At 67.1% G+C, this 15,546-nt stretch carries 17 protein-coding genes; 5 read left to right on the forward strand and 12 right to left on the reverse strand.

The genetic code is table 11. The features are described from left to right. Positions 1 to 6: 6 nt before the first annotated feature. Entirely contained in the window at positions 7 to 720 is a 714-nt protein-coding gene (locus KM295_RS03175) for a class I SAM-dependent methyltransferase (protein ID WP_256028416.1), read from the reverse strand. 86 nt (positions 721 to 806) lie between these two features. Here KM295_RS03175 and KM295_RS03180 point away from each other — a divergent pair, with 86 nt between their 5' ends. Further along, positions 807 to 1,418, forward strand: coding sequence for a DsbA family protein (locus tag KM295_RS03180; RefSeq protein WP_256028417.1), 612 nt, complete (start codon positions 807 to 809; stop codon positions 1,416 to 1,418). Positions 1,419 to 1,424: 6 nt separating this feature from the next. On the opposite strand, the gene KM295_RS03185 is transcribed toward KM295_RS03180, so the two are convergent. The 4 genes from KM295_RS03185 to KM295_RS03200 form a co-directional block, all read right to left on the reverse strand. After that, positions 1,425 to 2,858 carry an NAD(P)(+) transhydrogenase (Re/Si-specific) subunit beta gene (locus KM295_RS03185; protein WP_256028418.1) on the reverse strand — a complete coding sequence of 478 codons (1,434 nt, stop codon included), beginning with the start codon at positions 2,856 to 2,858 and terminating at the stop codon, positions 1,425 to 1,427. Next, positions 2,858 to 3,145, reverse strand: a complete 288-nt coding sequence (locus KM295_RS03190; RefSeq protein WP_256028419.1) for an NAD(P) transhydrogenase subunit alpha part 2 — start codon at positions 3,143 to 3,145, stop codon at positions 2,858 to 2,860. The genes KM295_RS03185 and KM295_RS03190 overlap by 1 nt, the downstream gene beginning before the upstream one ends. Beyond that, entirely contained in the window at positions 3,138 to 4,331 is a 1,194-nt protein-coding gene (locus KM295_RS03195; protein WP_256028420.1) for a Re/Si-specific NAD(P)(+) transhydrogenase subunit alpha, read from the reverse strand. The genes KM295_RS03190 and KM295_RS03195 overlap by 8 nt, the downstream gene beginning before the upstream one ends. A gap of 215 nt (positions 4,332 to 4,546) precedes the next feature. Further along, the gene (locus KM295_RS03200; protein WP_256028421.1) at positions 4,547 to 5,581 is read right to left on the reverse strand and encodes a guanosine monophosphate reductase; all 1,035 of its coding nucleotides are present in this window, start codon (positions 5,579 to 5,581) and stop codon (positions 4,547 to 4,549) included. 129 nt (positions 5,582 to 5,710) lie between these two features. Here KM295_RS03200 and KM295_RS03205 point away from each other — a divergent pair, with 129 nt between their 5' ends. Together KM295_RS03205 and aroC are read left to right on the forward strand one after the other, a co-directional pair. After that, positions 5,711 to 6,178, forward strand: coding sequence for a hypothetical protein (locus KM295_RS03205; RefSeq protein ID WP_256028422.1), 468 nt, complete (start codon positions 5,711 to 5,713; stop codon positions 6,176 to 6,178). 43 nt (positions 6,179 to 6,221) lie between these two features. Beyond that, a complete protein-coding gene (gene aroC, locus KM295_RS03210) occupies positions 6,222 to 7,406 on the forward strand; it encodes a chorismate synthase (RefSeq protein WP_256028423.1) in 1,185 nt (394 codons plus the stop codon). 108 nt (positions 7,407 to 7,514) lie between these two features. Here the strand turns inward: aroC and KM295_RS03215 are convergent, their stop codons facing one another. Continuing rightward, positions 7,515 to 7,712 carry a dodecin gene (locus KM295_RS03215; RefSeq protein WP_256028424.1) on the reverse strand — a complete coding sequence of 66 codons (198 nt, stop codon included), beginning with the start codon at positions 7,710 to 7,712 and terminating at the stop codon, positions 7,515 to 7,517. Between the two features lie 174 nt (positions 7,713 to 7,886). Between KM295_RS03215 and KM295_RS03220 the strand changes: the two genes are divergently transcribed. Continuing rightward, positions 7,887 to 9,149, forward strand: coding sequence for an MFS transporter (locus KM295_RS03220; protein WP_256028425.1), 1,263 nt, complete (start codon positions 7,887 to 7,889; stop codon positions 9,147 to 9,149). 19 nt (positions 9,150 to 9,168) lie between these two features. Here KM295_RS03220 and KM295_RS03225 read toward each other — a convergent pair whose 3' ends face one another. Continuing rightward, the gene (locus KM295_RS03225) at positions 9,169 to 11,271 is read right to left on the reverse strand and encodes an AAA family ATPase (RefSeq protein WP_256028426.1); all 2,103 of its coding nucleotides are present in this window, start codon (positions 11,269 to 11,271) and stop codon (positions 9,169 to 9,171) included. A gap of 85 nt (positions 11,272 to 11,356) precedes the next feature. On the opposite strand from KM295_RS03225, the gene KM295_RS03230 reads away from it, so the two are divergent. Further along, positions 11,357 to 11,491 (forward strand): DUF7128 family protein, encoded by a 135-nt coding sequence (locus KM295_RS03230; protein WP_256028427.1) that lies wholly within the window; start codon positions 11,357 to 11,359, stop codon positions 11,489 to 11,491. Here the strand turns inward: KM295_RS03230 and KM295_RS03235 are convergent, their stop codons facing one another. The 5 genes from KM295_RS03235 to KM295_RS03255 form a co-directional block, all read right to left on the reverse strand. Continuing rightward, positions 11,492 to 11,743 carry a DUF7508 domain-containing protein gene (locus KM295_RS03235; RefSeq protein WP_256028428.1) on the reverse strand — a complete coding sequence of 84 codons (252 nt, stop codon included), beginning with the start codon at positions 11,741 to 11,743 and terminating at the stop codon, positions 11,492 to 11,494. Further along, entirely contained in the window at positions 11,743 to 12,213 is a 471-nt protein-coding gene (locus KM295_RS03240; protein WP_256028429.1) for a DUF5796 family protein, read from the reverse strand. The genes KM295_RS03235 and KM295_RS03240 overlap by 1 nt, the downstream gene beginning before the upstream one ends. A gap of 44 nt (positions 12,214 to 12,257) precedes the next feature. Beyond that, positions 12,258 to 12,878, reverse strand: a complete 621-nt coding sequence (locus tag KM295_RS03245) for a protein sorting system archaetidylserine decarboxylase (protein WP_256028430.1) — start codon at positions 12,876 to 12,878, stop codon at positions 12,258 to 12,260. A gap of 75 nt (positions 12,879 to 12,953) precedes the next feature. Further along, a complete protein-coding gene (locus KM295_RS03250; protein WP_256028431.1) occupies positions 12,954 to 14,228 on the reverse strand; it encodes a tRNA (N(6)-L-threonylcarbamoyladenosine(37)-C(2))-methylthiotransferase in 1,275 nt (424 codons plus the stop codon). Positions 14,229 to 14,303: 75 nt separating this feature from the next. Continuing rightward, on the reverse strand, positions 14,304 to 15,482 hold the full coding sequence (locus tag KM295_RS03255; RefSeq protein ID WP_256028432.1) for an iron-containing alcohol dehydrogenase family protein: 1,179 nt from the start codon (positions 15,480 to 15,482) through the stop codon (positions 14,304 to 14,306). Positions 15,483 to 15,546 lie beyond the last annotated feature (64 nt).

Here is a 15,546-nt window from a genome sequence, read left to right on the forward strand (position 1 = left end):
CGGCAGTCAGACGCCGAGGAACCATCGCCAGCGCTGTTCGAGCGGCCCCTCGACATCCTCGAGGAGCTCTCTCGTTCGTTCGATCCGTGCGTCGGTACTCAGCCGGGGATACAGCCGGGCGGCCATCGCCGGGACGGTATGGAACGTCCGGAGCGCCTCCGCGGTCGTCTCGAACGACCAGACGCCCGTTTCAGTCTCGAAGACGGCGGCGAGGGCGTCCCCGACTGCTTCGGCGCTCGCCGGCGACCGCGATTCACGCGACAGCGGCCGGAAGACGTCCTCGCCGTCGGCCCGTATCCAGCCGAGCGGGGCGACCGCGCCGACGGGTCCCCCCGGGCGAAGCACGCGCCGGGCCTCCCGGACGGCGCGTTCCGGCTCGGGAGTCAGAAACAGCGAGGCGGTGAATACGACCGCATCGAAGTTGTCGGCCCCGAAGGGGAGACTGTCGAAATCCCCCTGTACCCGGTGTTCGACCGGGTTCGCCTCCAGCATCGCCCGGCTGAGATCGAGCGCGACCGGGGTCCCGCAGTCGGCGAACCGGCGGCTGCTGATCCCCGTTCCCGCGCCCGCATCGAGCACCGTTCCGATCGGTCCGGTCGTGCGGGCAGAAACGAGGTCGTAGAGCCGATCCGAAAGCGTCGCGAACCGGCCGGTCATCGCCTCGTACTCCTCGTAGGCGGTCGGGCTCTCGTCGAAGTTCCGTCTGACGGCGTCCTTCATCGGGTGTGTTCCTCCCGCGACATACTGGCCTGTCAGTCGACGACTCGTTCTGAAGGATTAAACCCTCCCGGTTCTACCGTACCGACATGGACGATACGACGACCCGACGTGGCTTCCTCGCGGCCGGGGGCGCGGTCGCTGTCGCCCTCGCCGGGTGTTCGGGCGGGAACTCGACCGATCCCGACGCCATCGACGACGGCGACCGGCCGGCACTCGGTCCCGAATCCGCCCCGGTCACGGTCACGGTGTTCGAGGATTTTTCCTGTCCGCACTGCCGACAGTTCAACGACCAGATGAAGCCGGCGATCGAACGCCAGTACGTCGACTCCGGCGACGTGCGGTATCTCCATGCCGACTTCCCGATCCCGGTCGACGAGACGTGGTCCTACGCCGTCGGCAGCGCCGCCCGCGCCGTCTTCGAGGAGGCCGGAAACGACGCCTTCTGGGAGTACGTCCCGGCGATCTACGACCACCAGGGGAGTTACTCGCTCGACGTTATCGGATCGGTCGCCGGGGAGATCGCCGGCGTCGGGTCGGCGGCCAGATCCGCCGCCGAAAACGACAGCTACCGCGAGACGCTCGATGCGGACCGATCGCTGGGCGAACGCTGGGGCGTCAGCGGAACGCCGTCGGTGTTCGTCGGCGAGGAACAGGTCGAACTCGACTCGATCGGGAGCGCGATCGAATCGCGACTCTGATCGCGCTCAGTTCGACTCCTTGTATTCGTTGACGACGTTTTGCATCATCTCTTTGCCGTCGCCGAACAGCATGTAGGTGTTGTCCTCGGCGAAAAGCGGGTTCGGAATGCCGGAGAACCCGGGACTGAGGCTCCGCTTGTTGACGATCACCGTCCCCGCCTCGTTGACGTTCAACACCGGCATCCCCGAGATCGGGCTGGAGTCGTCCTCGTTGGCTCGCGGGTTCACGACGTCGTTTGCGCCGGTGACGATGACGACGTCGGTCTGGGAGAACGTCGGATTGATCTCTTCGAGTTCTTTCATCTTGTCGTAGGGAACGTCCGCCTCGGCCAACAGCACGTTCATGTGGCCCGGCATCCGGCCTGCCACCGGATGGATCCCGAACTCGACATCGACGCCATCCCCGTCGAGCAACTGGCCGAGTTCGGCGACCGCGTGTTGGGCCTGTGCGACCGCCATCCCGTATCCGGGAACGATGACGACGCGATCGGCGGTGTCGAGCAGCATCTCGAGCTCTTCGGGCGAGGTTTCGGTGATGTTGCCCTCGTAGATGTCCTCCATCTCCTCCGAGGACGCTTCCTCGCCGAACCCGCCGAAGAGTACGTTCGCAAGCGATCGGTTCATCGACTCACACATGATGACCGTCAGGATCATTCCCGCCGCGCCGACGAGGGTCCCGGCGATGATCAGGGCGCTGTTGTTCAACACGAACCCGGTGCCGGCGGCCGCAAGCCCGGAGTAAGCGTTCAAAAGCGCGATCACGACGGGCATGTCGGCGCCGCCGATCGGGATGACGAGCATCACGCCGAGAACGGAGGCGGCGAGTACGAGCAGCCAGTAGGACGGCACCCACGTGCCCTGCAGCGCCGTGGACAACACGTCCGGCTGGACGACGAGATACACCCCAGAGAGGACTGCGGTGGCCAAGAGCACGGCCTTGACGGCTTGCTCGCCGGTGTATCGGATCGCCGAGCCGGTGACGACGCCGTGGAGCTTTCCGGCGGCGACCATGCTCCCGAACAGGGTTACCGCGCCGATGATGCCGGAGGCGGCGGCCGCGATCCCCATCTCGAGGGGGAACGCCCCGCCGATCTCGATCCGGTACTCGACGAGTTCGGCCCCGGCGACGAGCGCCGAGGCGCCGCCTCCGAAGCCGTTGAAGACGCCGACCAGCTGGGGCATCTGGGTCATCTCGACTTTCACCGCGAGGCCGGCGCCGATCAGACTGCCGACGACGAGACCGCCGATCAACACGGCCGGCGAGATGACGTCGAACCAAAGCACCGTAACGCCAACGGCGGTCAACATCCCGAGCGAGGACAGCAGGTTCCCCCGAACGGCCGTCCGGGGATGGGTCATATCCCGGAGCCCCTGGATGAAAAACACCGCCGAGACCAGATAGACCAACCGGAGGACCGACTCCGAGAGCAACTCGACCATCAGCCGTCACCTCCGCCGTGGAAGTCCTGTAGCATGAAGTGACTCACCATGTACCCGCCGACGACGTTGACCGTCGCCATGACGACCGCGAGGAAGCCGAGAACGGTCGCAAAGGTGGTCGAACCGGACCCGGCGACCACGACTGCACCCACGAGCGTAATTCCCGTGATAGCGTTCGCGCCCGACATAAGCGGCGTATGGAGCGTCGCCGGAATCTTGGTGATGACCGAGTACCCGAGAAACGCGGCCAGAACGAAAAACGTCAGGTTTGTTATAAACTCAGTCATCGGCATCGGCCTCCCCGTCTCCGGCTTCCTCGGCCGTTTCGCCGTCCGGTTCGCCCTCCCGTGCGGGATGAGTCCACCGGACTGTCCCGTCGTGGGTGAGAAGCGTCGAATCGACGATTTCGTCGTCGAAATCGAGCGTCTGCCCGTCGCCCTCGAAGGCGTTCTGAAGGAAATTCCGGATGTTGTTGGCGTACAGTTGGCTCGCGTGGTGTGGAACGGACGCCGGGAGGTTGGTCGGACCGAAAATCTCGACTCCCCCGTGATGGATGGTTTCGTCGGGAACGGTGAGTTCACAGTTCCCGCCGGTCGCCGCCGAGAGATCGACGATGACAGAGCCCCGATCCATTCCGTCGACCATCTCTTCGGTCACCAGTTCGGGGGCCGGCTTACCCGGGATGGCGGCCGTCGTGATGACGACGTCCGATTCACCGACGACCCGGGTTAGCGCCTTACGCTGTTGCCGGTAGAACTCCTCGTCCATTTCGCGGGCGTAGCCCTCCTCGTCGCCGGATCCCTCCGTCTCGAGGTCGAGTTCGACGAAGTCAGCGCCGAGACTCTGGACCTCCTCGCGCACCTCGAGGCGGATGTCGTAAGCGCGGACCGACGCGCCGAGTCGCTCGGCTGTCGCGATGGCCTGCAGTCCGGCGACGCCCGCACCGATAACGAACACGTCGGCGGGCTGGACCGTCCCCGCCGCGGTCATCTGGAGCGGGAACATTTTCGGGAGCCGCTCGGCCGCGACGATGGCGGCCTTGTACCCGCCGATACTTGACATCGATGACAACGCGTCCATGCTCTGTGCCCGGCTGATCCGGGGCATCAACTCGAGAGCGAACGCGGTGAGACCGCGCTCTGCGAGCGCCTCCAGTTCCCCTTCGAGATCGTATGGGCCGAGCAATCCGACGACGATCTGTCCGTCCCGGTACAGATGACTGTCGTCGTCTTCTGCGGCACCGAGTCCGTTCACCCTGGCGATGACGTCCGATTCCTCGAACACTGCGTTGCGGTCCTCGAGTATCTCACACCCGGCGTCCCGGTAGGCCGTATCCCTCCAGTCGGAACGTTCGCCTGCTCCCGATTCGATACAGACTTCGAACCCCTCGTCTACGAGGTCAGCCGCTACGGGCGGTACGACCCCGACGCGGGTCTCCTCGGGATCGGTCTCGGCCGGAACACCGACTTTCATACGGCCTCCGTCCGGTCGCGTCTCGCCCGTTCGTCCGGTACCACACGATCCTGTTTGAATAGTCGCTCGTCGTGGGACATATATTATCAATTATCGTCGGGATCCGTACCAACAGGCTCCATCGAGAGAAAAATAAAGATCAGGGAAGATGCAAAATTTTGTCGTTCCTGGCCGAACCGACGGCGTTACCCGGCCGGTGGTTCATTACTGACCCCCTACCGTGATCGGGCAAACCCGTGGGGGCCGTTACGGTGTTTCGACGTCCCGGTGGTCTCGATGAATTCCGCGTTTTGTCTGGCAGCCTCGAGGTCGTGTGCGCCGGCATACGACAGGCCCGATCTGATCCCGGCGGCGAATTCCGCCAGTCGCGGCCCAGCGCCCCCCGTGTATTCGGTTACCGCCTCGACGCCCTCCTCGGCTTCGACGTCACCCTCTTTGTCTTCTCGGTCCTCCGCGGCGGCAGCCGTGGACATCCCCCGAGAGCGTTTGTATGGCTCCCCGTCGATCTCGACGATTTCTCCGGGGGACTCTTCGGTACCGGCAAAGAACCCCCCCATCATCACCGCGTCCGCTCCCGCCAAAAGCGCCTTCACCGCGTCGCCCGAGGTCCGGATGCCCCCATCCGCGATCGTGGTCACGCCGTGTTCCCGGGCGGCCGTTGCACACTGCTCGACGGCGGTGAACTGCGGGACGCCGAAGCCGGTCACCTCCCGTGTCGTGCAATGTGATCCGGGGCCGACCCCGACCTTGACGCAGTCGGCACCCGCCGCCGCGAGATCGGCAACCCCCGCCTCGGTGGCGACGTTGCCGGCACACAGCGGGGTCTCCGGGAACCGTTCCGAGAGCGTCTCGGTGGCCTCGATGGTCCGCTCCATGTGACCGTGGGCGACATCGAGAACCAGCAGGACCGCCCCAGCGTCGACGAGCGCCCCCGCCCGCTTCTCGTAGGCCTCGGCGATCCCGACCGCGCCGGTAGCCGGGACGCCGGCGGCGGTGACCTCACGGACCATCCGGGCCTGCTCGTCGATCGGAAGGAACCGGTGGACGACGCCCAGTCCGCCCGATTCGCCGATCACGCGAGCCATCTCGGCCTCGGTGACGGTGTCCATCGCCGCCGTCACGACCGGCACCGAAAGCGAGAGCCCGTCGTCCAGTTCAGTCGTCAGGTCCACGTCCTCGCGGCTGTCGACCGGCGAGCGCTGCGGGACGAGTAACACGTCGTCGTACGATAGTCCCGTTTCGTGAGGCATACACAAACCTTCCCATCGTAGCGAACCTCTATACATAAGGCCGTCGGTCGTGAGACGTTCCCCTCCGGTGTGAGGCCGTGATGCCCGACCGCACAACGGTTTTATCCGAGTGGGCGGTGCCCCAGGTACATGGACAGTTCCGACGGGATCTCGACGATGCGACTGTACGGCGCGACGATCGCCGTCGTTTCGGGTCTGTACTCGGGGTATCTCTCCGTCACCGGTGTGGCGATGTCGCTCGGCGCGTGGTTCATGCTCGGACTGGGGGCCGTCGTACTGATACACGGGATCGTACTGCTGACGCCGGCCGCCGATCGGCTCGGTACTGCGAGCGGTCCGCTCATGCTCGTGTACTCGGTTCTGATGCTTCTCAATCAGTTCCGGCTGGCCGCCGGCGTGGGAACGGGCGGAACGGGCGGGATGGACAGCACGGGCGGGATGGGCGGAACGGCCGGTGGGAGCGGTATGGGATCGACGATGGCCGGCATGGGCGCCGAGGCCGGGATGGTCGCGATCGCCGTCCTGATGCTCGCGAGCGGAATCATCATGACTTTCCGGGCCGGAACGATGCAACCGGACGGATCAGCGATGTCTTGACCGATTGAAAAGGCTAAACCCCCGCCGTCCCAAGGGACCGGTAATGAACGGAAACCGTTTCGGCCGGCTCTTTCAGGTGACGACCTACGGTGAGAGCCACGGCGAGGCGATGGGCGTCACCGTCTCCGGCTGTCCGGCCGGCGTCGAACTCGACGAGGAGGCGATCCAGCTCGAACTCGACCGCCGCAAGCCCGGCCAATCGAAGATCACCACGAGCCGCGGCGAACCGGACGAAGTGTCGATCAACTCCGGGACGATCGACGGGTACACGACCGGGACACCGATCGGGATGGTCATCCAGAACAAGGACGCCCGCTCGGGCAAGTACGAACCCTTCGTCACCGCCCCGCGTCCGAGCCACGGCGATTTCACCTATTCGGCGAAGTTCGGCACGCGAAACTGGGGCGGCGGGGGCCGGTCGTCGGCCCGCGAGACGGTCAACTGGGTCGCCGCCGGGGCGGTCGCGAAACAGGTGCTCGAGCAGTCCGAACACGACGTCCGGATCAAAGCCCACGTCAACCAGATCGGCGAGATCGAGGCGCCCGACGTCTCCTTCGAGGAGATGGTCGAGCACAGCGAGGACAACGAGGTCCGGTGTGGCCACCCGGAGACGGCCGAGCGGATGCGCGATCTGATCGACGACTACCAGGAGGCAGGCGACTCGATCGGCGGCTCGATCGCCTTCGAAGTCCGCGGCGTTCCTCGCGGACTCGGCGCGCCCCGGTTCGATTCGTTCCCCTCGCGACTCGGACAGGCGATGTTCTCGATCCCCGCGACCACCCACGTCGAGTACGGACTGGGGAAAGAGGCCCGGACGGTCACCGGCTCCGAGCGAAACGAGGACTGGACGTTCGACGAGGGCGATCACCCGGAAACCGTCAGCGAACCGGGCGATCCGGTCCCGGTCGGCAACGATCACGGGGGGCTGCAGGGCGGCATTACGACCGGCGAACCGATCTGGGGCGAGGCGACCTGGCACGCGCCGACCTCGATCCCCAAACCACAGACGACCGCCGACTGGGAAACCGAGGAGGAACGGGAGGAGCAGGTCATCGGCCGCCACGATCCCGTCCTGCCGCCGCGGGGCGTCCCCGTCGTCGAGGCGATGCTGCATCTGACTGTGCTTGACTTTATGCTTCTGGGCGGCCGGATCAATCCCGATCGGATCGACGACGATCCGGGGGAGTACGACACGCCGTACCACCCATCGAGTCCCCGGAACGAATAATTGGGTGTCGATCGAACCGGACGGTTCGGCGGTCGCCGGGACTACGCGAAACAGCTCTGAACCCGATGACGGTGTCCGATTCCTCCGTCATCGACCGTCCGGGATCGGTTACTCCAGTTCGAACGCAACTTCGACCTCGGCCTGATACTCCCGACCGTCGGCCGAGGCGATCTCGACGCCAAACTCCTCGACTTCGGCCCAGTAGATGTTGTCCAGGGTGCCCTCCGCACGGTCGAGCGCGTCGTCGGCGGCGGCGTCGAAGCTCTCGTCGCTGGTTCCGATGAGTGTGATTTTCTTGAATACCATGTTTGGTCTCCGTGTTCGTTTCCGGCGTACGGAACCCGTACGCCGACGGGCAAGCAGTCGCTCCGCGACTGGATATACGTTTGGGTGGCTGTCCCGTGGCCTCCCGTTTCGGCCCTCGTCCCCGCCGAATGTACAGCGTTAATACACAGCCGGATGCGGAACCCCCCAACAAGCGTGTTCAGCTTCAGATGGCTCGTCGGCGAGGACGCGGAGCTCTTCGGGGAACGGCAGTTCCAGCTTCTGGTGTTGATGAACGTCATGGCACCGCTCGGGTCGGCGCTTCTCTCGCCGGTGCTGGAGTCGCTGATCGACCCGTTCGGCGTCTCGGCGGCCAACATCGGGCTCATGATTTCGGCCTTCACCGCCCCGGCGATCGTCATGATCCCGATCACGGGGATGGTAGCCGACCGGTACGGCCGGCGGCCGGTGTTGCTCTTCGGATTGGTGTGTTTCGGCGGCGCGGGCACGGCGATCGCGCTGACGACGGATTTCGGAGCCGCGCTGGCGCTGCGGTTGCTGCAGGGCGTCGGGTTCGCTTGCCTGACACCGATCATCATCACGAGCATCGGCGACCTCTATGAGGGGACGAAGGAGGCGACCGCACAGGGGCTCCGTTTTACCGGGTCGGGGATCGTCCAGACGGTCTTTCCGCTCGCGGCCGGTGTCCTCGTCGTGATGGCCTGGCAGTACCCCTTCCTGTTGCACCTGATCGCGTTCCCGATCGCCCTCGCCGTCTACCTCCGGTTCGAGGAACCCGTCGATCCGGAAGGGGCCGTATCCGAGGACTCCGAGGGCCACGACGTTCGCGAACAGCTACAGAACGTGTGGGCGCTCGTCACCCAGCGTCGGGTCGCGGCGATGTTGGCCGCCCGCGGGACGCCCGAGGCGGTCTACATCGGGTTCCTGACGTACAACTCTATCCTGATGGTCGAAGTACTCGGCGGCACGCCGGCCCAGGCCGGCCTGTTGACGGCGCTCGGCAGCATCAGCTACGCGACCTCGGCCAGCCAGGCCGGCCGCATCACCGCCCGCTTCGAGAGCCGCCTGTATCCGTTGCTCGCGATGAACGCCGCCCTGGCGGCCGGGACGGCCGTCGTCTTTCTCGCTCCCGACGTTTCGGTGGCCTACGCCGGTGTCGTCCTGATGGGGATCGGCTTCGGCGTCCTCCTTTCGATCTACCGGAGCATCGTCACCGATCTGGCGCCCCCGGCGCTCCGGGGCGGGCTGGTCGGGCTCACCGAATCGGTGGGGCGTCTCGCCGCGACGCTGTCGCCGATCGCGATGGGTGCGGGCATCGCCCTCGCGACGCCACACGTCGGGTCCGCTACTGCGATTCAGGTCGTCGGCGTCTCGACAGGCGTCGTCGCCCCGACGGTCGGCGGCGTCTGTCTGGTCGTCCTCGATCTCTCGCCGCCCGTCCGCTCCCCGGTCGGGTGAACGCGCTCTACGCGTTCCGTCACTCGCGTTCGATGGCTTCCAGCGCCGCCTCGAAGTGCGCCTCGTCGATGGTCACCTCGTCGGCGCGCTCGGTCGCCGCCTCGGGGCCGAGTTCGTCGGCCAGCGCCCGGATCGCACGCATCGAGGCGTCACGGACGACGGCCTCCAGTTGCGCGCCCGAGAGCCCCCCGGTCTCGGCCGCGATCGCGTCGAGATCGACGGCCGCCGCGATCGGTTTGTCCTCGGTGTGGACCGCGAGTATCTCGCGTCTGGCCGCCCGATCCGGCAGCGGGACCTCGACGTGGGCCTCTAGCCGTCCCGGCCGGAGCAGCGCGGGATCGATCGCCTCACGGCGGTTCGTCGCCGCCAGCACGACCAGGTTCGGATCCTCGGAGAGCCCATCGAGTTCGGCGAGCAGTTGGGAGACGACCCGTTCGGTCGCCTCGCTCGCCTCGCCGCGGGTGCCGACGATGGCATCGATCTCGTCGAAGAAGACGATCGACGGGGCGGCCTGTCGGGCGCGGTCGAACACCTCCCGGACGGCTTTCTCGGATTCGCCGACGTACTTGTCGATCAACTCGGGACCGGCGACGGAGACGAAGTTTACGTCGCTTTCGCCGGCCAGCGCTCGCGCGAGCAGCGTCTTGCCGGTGCCGGGCGGGCCGTACAGCAAGATCCCGCTCGGAGGGTCCGTTTTTGTCGCTTCGAAGAGCGCGCCGTAAGAAAGCGGCCACTCGACGGCCTCGGTAAGCACCCCCTTTGCCTCCTCGAGTCCGCCGACGTCCTCGAAGGAGACCTGTGGCGTCTCGGCGACGTATTCGCGCATCGATGAGGGATCGACGGCGGTCAACGCCGCCTCGAAATCCACCGCCCGGACTGACAACTCCCCGCGGGCGTCCCGGCTCCGGAGCGCCTCCATCGCCGCCTCCGTCGCCAGCGAGTGGATATCGGCGCCGACGAAGCCGTGTGTTCTGGCGGCGAGGTAGTCGAGATCGACGTCCTCCGCCAGCGGCATCCCGCGGGTGTGGACCTCCAGAATCTCGCGACGGCCCGTCTCGTCGGGTGCGCCGATCTCGATTTCGCGGTCGAAGCGCCCGCCACGGCGCAACGCCGGATCCAGGGCGTCTATCCGGTTCGTTGCGCCGACGACGATAACCTGCCCGCGGGACTCCAGCCCGTCCATGAGCGTCAAAAGCTGGGCGACGACCCGGTTCTCCATGTCGGCGTCCTCGTCGCGCGTCGCGGCGATCGAGTCGATCTCGTCGATGAAGACGACCGAGGGTCCGTTCTCGAGTGCCCGTTCGAAGGTCTCTCTGAGCCGCTCTTCGCTTTCGCCTTTGTACTTCGAGACGATCTCGGGGCCGTCGATCACCTCGAAGTGGGCGTCGACCTCGTTGGCGACTGCCTTCGCGATGAGCGTCTTGCCGGTGCCGGGCGGGCCGTATAAAAGGACCCCCGAGGGCGGATCGATCCCGAGCTTCCGGAACAGTCCCGGCTCCGAGAGGGGGAGTTCGATCATCTCCCGGACCTGTTCCAGTTCCTCGTCGAGCCCGCCGATGTCCTCGTAGGTCGCCCCCGGCCCCGGCTCCGTGGGCGTTTCCGCTGTGGGCGCCGTCGAGGAATCTGTCCCCTCGCCCTCCGTCTCCGGCTTCCGCTCGCGGACCCGAACCGTCGTGGTCCCCGTCACGCGGACGATCTCCTCGGGCGCCGTTTCGACGACGGTGGCCCGGACGCCGGGACGCGCCAGCCGGATCGTCTCCCCGGTCTGAAGCGGCCGGTCCCGGAGCGCCGACGCGACCGACTCGAGGAGTTCCTCGTCGGCGTCGACCGGGACCTCGACGACGACCCGGTCGGCCTCGTCGGCCGAGATCGGGGCGACGGTGACCGTCTCGCCGATGTTTACCCCGGCGTTGGCCCGCGTCTCGGCGCCGATCCTGACGATCCCCTCCTCGCTGCCGGCGGGCCAGACCTTCGCAACCGTGGGCCGTTTGCCCTCGATGACGACGGTCTCGCCGCTCAACACGCCGAGTTCGCGCCGGGCGGAGGCGGGGATCCGGGCGACGCCGCGTCCGGCGTCGCGCTTTTCGGCGCCCTTTACTGTCAGCGTGGCCTGCCGGACCATAGATTACTGTCCGGCCGCCGGCGGCTTTACCGTTCCGCCGTGGGCCGGGGCAACGGTTATACGGCACCATGCCGCACTCCCGATTATGGTCGCGACCACAGAGCGGGACGGGACGACGTGGTACGAGTGCGAAATGTGTGGCTTGCTGTTCGACGACCGAAACGACGCCGAACAACACGAGGCGAACTGTGACGCCGAAGAACCGAGCTACATCCAGTAACTACCGCCCGGCCAGTCGGTCTCGGTGTTCCTCGGCCAGCCGTTCGGCCTCGTCTCGGTTCTGTGTCGTCACCCAGCGGACCCGTTTCCCGTCGCCGTAGGCGAGCGCCTCCTTCAGTTCGTCCCGCAGGGGCCCGTGACCGACAGCGATGACGGTGCCCGATCCGTCCCCGAGTTCGTAGACGCCGTACCGGTCCGGAACCGCCCCGATCGTCGATCGCTCGAGGGGCTCCCAGCCCTTCGGTAACGGCATCACTCCAGTCCCTCCGAGGGTTCCTGGTCACTGTCGGCTGCCTCGCTCCCTCCGACGAGTTCGTAGGCCGCCTCGCCGGTCTCGTCCTCGGCGAAGACGAACACCCGCCCCCGAGCCGTCTCGGGGTCGGCGGTCACCTCGACCCGGTAGCCGTGGTTTTCCGCCTCGACGCCGGCGAAAAGCGACGCCGCTTCGCCGCGTTCCAGGATCACCCGTCCGACGCCGGTCGACTCGAGGACGTCGTCGTGGGTGCGCCGGTCGTTGACGTAGACCATCACGCCCTCCGTCTCGTCCGGAGCCGTGACGAGGACGTGGACGTCCCTGCCCGGCGGACAGACGACGCTCCCCTCGCGTTTCTCCGGGACGCCGTGGTAGAACACCGAGCGGTCGTCGACGTACTCCACCTCGATGCCCTCGGGGTCGAGCCGTACCTGAAGCGTCTCGGGCGCGATGTCGCTGCGGTCGGCCATCGGCGGGGATTCGAGCGCGGTGCTCAAAAGGGGGCGGGTTTCGGCTACGACGAGGCGACGACGGTCTCGCCCGCCCGGACGCGCTGGCCGACCTCGACCCGGACGTCCTCGACGTCGAACCGGGCCGGGAGCAACACGTCCGCACGAGACCCGAAGGAAATGTGTCCGATCCGCTCGCCCCGTTCGAGGTCCTCGCCGCTCTCGACGTAGGGGTGGATCCGCCGGGCGACCGCCCCCGCGATGAGCGTCACCTCACACTCGCCGCAGTCGATCCGGACCCGCTCGTTGCGTTCGGATTCCTTGGTGAACGCCGGCAGGTGTTTGCCGGGCGTGTGCTCGACGTCCCCCACCGTCCCCGCCATCGGCGCCCGGTTCACGTGGACGTCAGTGACGTTCATGAAGACGGCCACACGGACACGGTCGCCCTCGGCCCGGACGATCGAAACCCGTCCGTCGGCGGGCGCGACGACGCCCGCGGGCGGCGGCGAGCGCTTCGGGTCGCGGTGGAACCACACGATCCCGGCGGCCACGGACAGACCGCCGACCGCGAGGAAGGGGCTTACAAGTACAAGCGGGAGCGAACAGATCAGCGGGATACGGGCGTACCGCCAGGTGCCGGGGGCGACGGCAGGAAGCGGGACGACCTCTGACAGCGGGAGTGACACGGTCGGTTCTCGGCGCCGATCGGCAAGGTCGTTGTGGTCGGGACCCGGTAGCCGGTGACTGTCCGTCCGCCGACTTCAGACGGCGGCCGGGCGCTCGTTTCGGACCTCGATCGGCTCGCCGAAACAGTACATCGCCTCGTGGGCCGTGATCTCGACCTCGAGGGTGTCGCCGGTCTCGATCCCCCGTTCGGTCGCGTCGGTGACGATTACCTGCCGGTAGGCCCCGTCGCGGCACTTCACCGAGTCGCCGGTCCCGTCCTCGACGACGAGGATCTCGTGTGTCTCGCCGACCATCGAGGCGTGGACGTCGGTACAGATCTCGCGTTTCAGTTCCGACATCGCCTTCGAGCGCTCCTTTTTGATCGTTCCCCCGAGACCCTTCATCTCGGCCGCGTCGGTGCCCGGCCGCTTCGAAAACCGGGTGACGTTGATCTTCTCGGGGCGGACGCGTTCGAGCAGGTCCATCGATCGCTCGTGGTCGGCCTCGGTCTCGGTCGGGAAGCCGACGATGAAGTCCGTCGAGAGCGTCCAGTGATCCAGCCTGTCCTCGAAGGCGTCGACGACCGCCTCGAACTTCCCGACGCGGTGCTGGCGGCGCATCGCCTCGAGGACGTCGTCCGATCCGGACTGGACCGGCAGGTGGATGAAGTTGTACAGCTTTTCGTTCGCCGCGAAGACCTCGGCCAGCTCCTCGTGGATGCCGTGGGCGCCGCCGGGGTTGGCCATCCCGAGCCGGACGCGAAACTCGCCGTCGATGTCGCAGATCCGATCGAGGAGTTCGGGGAGTTTGCGCTCGCCCGTATCCCACCCGTAGACGCCGGTGTCCTGGCCGGTGATCCGGAGTTCCTTCGCGCCGGCGTGAACCAGCGCACGCGCCTTCTCGACGTTTTCCTCGATCGGCGGCGAATCGACACGCCCGGTGGCGAACTTCGTGATGCAGTACGAGCAGTTGCTCATACAGCCCCGGGCGATCGGGAGAATCCCGACGACGCCGTCGAGCACCGGTTCGGCGTCGGGCGTCGTCGTCGGGCACTCCCCGTTCGTGACCGCCGCCGGGACGTCCTCCCAGTGGAGGACTTGCGCATCGAGGTCCTCGAACTGCTCGCCCTGGGCCAGCGCCATACACCCCGTGACGATGAGATCGGCGGTCTCAGCCGCCAGTTCCTCGGCGCGCCGCAGCATGTTCCGTTCGGTCTTCTCGACTACCGTACACGTGTTGAGAATAGCCACGTCGGCCTCGTCGGCCCCGTCGACCCGGTAGTGGCCCGCGTCGCGGAGCTTCCGCTCGATCTGCCGGCTCTCGCCCCGGTTGGACGTACAGCCGTACGTCTCGATGTGGTAGGTGGCCATCGACTACCCTCGCTATGGCGCCGTCGATCAAAAGGGCGGCGTTTTGACCTCCCCCGAAACCGGTTCGGTCGTCGCCTACCAGGCTTCCTCGAGGACTGCCTCGAGTTCCCCGGCGGTCGGCTCCAGCGCAGCGGGCGCCTGCGGCATCATCCAATCGTTCATCGTGAACTCCGCGAGAGCGGGGATATCTGCCCGGTCGGCCCCCTCGAGGTCGCCGGCGTTGCGGGGGACGTCGAGGGCGTCCCTGACCCGTGTGAGTTCGGCGACGACCGCGTCGGTCGGATCCCCGTCGGTGCCGACCCCGAACGCCGCCGCGAGCTTCCAGCGAACCGCCGGCACCTCCCGGAGGACGTACCGGAGGACGTGCGGCGCCATCACCGCGTGGACGTCCCCCTGCTGGACGGGGTAGCGGCGCGCGAAGGCGTGGCCGAACGCGTGGATGATCGACGCCCGCCGCTCGTACTGGACGAGCAGGATGCCCGCGACCGCCCGATCGAGGGCCGCCGGGTCGGCTTCCGACAGTCGCGGCAGCGACGTCCGGAGGAACTCCAGTCCGTGGATCGACGCCGCGTCGCTGAACGGATGGCCGTCGCGGGCATAGAGGTTCTCGATCCCCTTGTCGAAGCCGTTCATGGCCGATCCCGCCAGCGCGCTCCGTGGCGACGTCGCGAAGGCCTCGGGGTCGGCGACGTCCGCGATCGGCATCGACTCGCCGCTGACCGTGATCGGCTGGCCGTTCGGGGATTCCTCGGCCGAAAGCACGACGAGCGAGCCGCCGGCGGAGACGTCGGCGCCGGCGAAGGTCGTCGGGACGACGACCGTCGGGATCGGCGGTTCGGCGGCCTCGAGCCCCGAGATGGTTCCCTCGCGGGCGGCCGCCTCGAGGTCGGCCCGCGTCCGTCCGTCGGCCGCGAGGACGCTCGCCTGACGGGCGATATCGAGGCTGCTGCCCCCGCCGACGCCGACGAGGACGTCCGCCTCGAGTCCCCGGATTCGATCGACCACGTCGCAGGCCGTCCCGAGGCGTTTCGCGGGGGTCGTCTCGTCGAAGACGCCCGCGAGACGGTCGCCGAGCCCCTCGGTTATCGGATCCATCAGCGCCTCGTTGGCGCCGACGTTCGAGCCACAGACGACGAGGGCACGCTCGAGGCCGTGCGCTTCGAGTATTTCGCCGAGGTCTCCGATACGGCCGCGGCCGTACAGGATATCACACCCGCGGTACGAAAACGAGAACGCGTCCGGATTTCGGGACATACCTCGCGTGTGAGGGGCGGTACCTATATATTCGCGGGGCGGTCGCGGCCGCCGTTCCGACCGG

It is taken from the genome of Natronomonas aquatica (assembly GCF_024449025.1).
Lineage (GTDB): Archaea > Halobacteriota > Halobacteria > Halobacteriales > Haloarculaceae > Natronomonas > Natronomonas aquatica.

Coding starts and splice junctions, on each gene's coding strand:
- KM295_RS03175 (WP_256028416.1), bottom strand. CDS start 720: ATGAAGGACGCCGTCAGACGGAACTTCGACGAGAGCCCGACCGCCTAC.
- KM295_RS03180 (WP_256028417.1), top strand. CDS start 807: ATGGACGATACGACGACCCGACGTGGCTTCCTCGCGGCCGGGGGCGCG.
- KM295_RS03185 (WP_256028418.1), bottom strand. CDS start 2,858: ATGGTCGAGTTGCTCTCGGAGTCGGTCCTCCGGTTGGTCTATCTGGTC.
- KM295_RS03190 (WP_256028419.1), bottom strand. CDS start 3,145: ATGACTGAGTTTATAACAAACCTGACGTTTTTCGTTCTGGCCGCGTTT.
- KM295_RS03195 (WP_256028420.1), bottom strand. CDS start 4,331: ATGAAAGTCGGTGTTCCGGCCGAGACCGATCCCGAGGAGACCCGCGTC.
- KM295_RS03200 (WP_256028421.1), bottom strand. CDS start 5,581: ATGCCTCACGAAACGGGACTATCGTACGACGACGTGTTACTCGTCCCG.
- KM295_RS03205 (WP_256028422.1), top strand. CDS start 5,711: ATGGACAGTTCCGACGGGATCTCGACGATGCGACTGTACGGCGCGACG.
- aroC (WP_256028423.1), top strand. CDS start 6,222: ATGAACGGAAACCGTTTCGGCCGGCTCTTTCAGGTGACGACCTACGGT.
- KM295_RS03215 (WP_256028424.1), bottom strand. CDS start 7,712: ATGGTATTCAAGAAAATCACACTCATCGGAACCAGCGACGAGAGCTTC.
- KM295_RS03225 (WP_256028426.1), bottom strand. CDS start 11,271: ATGGTCCGGCAGGCCACGCTGACAGTAAAGGGCGCCGAAAAGCGCGAC.
- KM295_RS03230 (WP_256028427.1), top strand. CDS start 11,357: ATGGTCGCGACCACAGAGCGGGACGGGACGACGTGGTACGAGTGCGAA.
- KM295_RS03235 (WP_256028428.1), bottom strand. CDS start 11,743: ATGCCGTTACCGAAGGGCTGGGAGCCCCTCGAGCGATCGACGATCGGG.
- KM295_RS03240 (WP_256028429.1), bottom strand. CDS start 12,213: ATGGCCGACCGCAGCGACATCGCGCCCGAGACGCTTCAGGTACGGCTC.
- KM295_RS03250 (WP_256028431.1), bottom strand. CDS start 14,228: ATGGCCACCTACCACATCGAGACGTACGGCTGTACGTCCAACCGGGGC.
- KM295_RS03255 (WP_256028432.1), bottom strand. CDS start 15,482: ATGTCCCGAAATCCGGACGCGTTCTCGTTTTCGTACCGCGGGTGTGAT.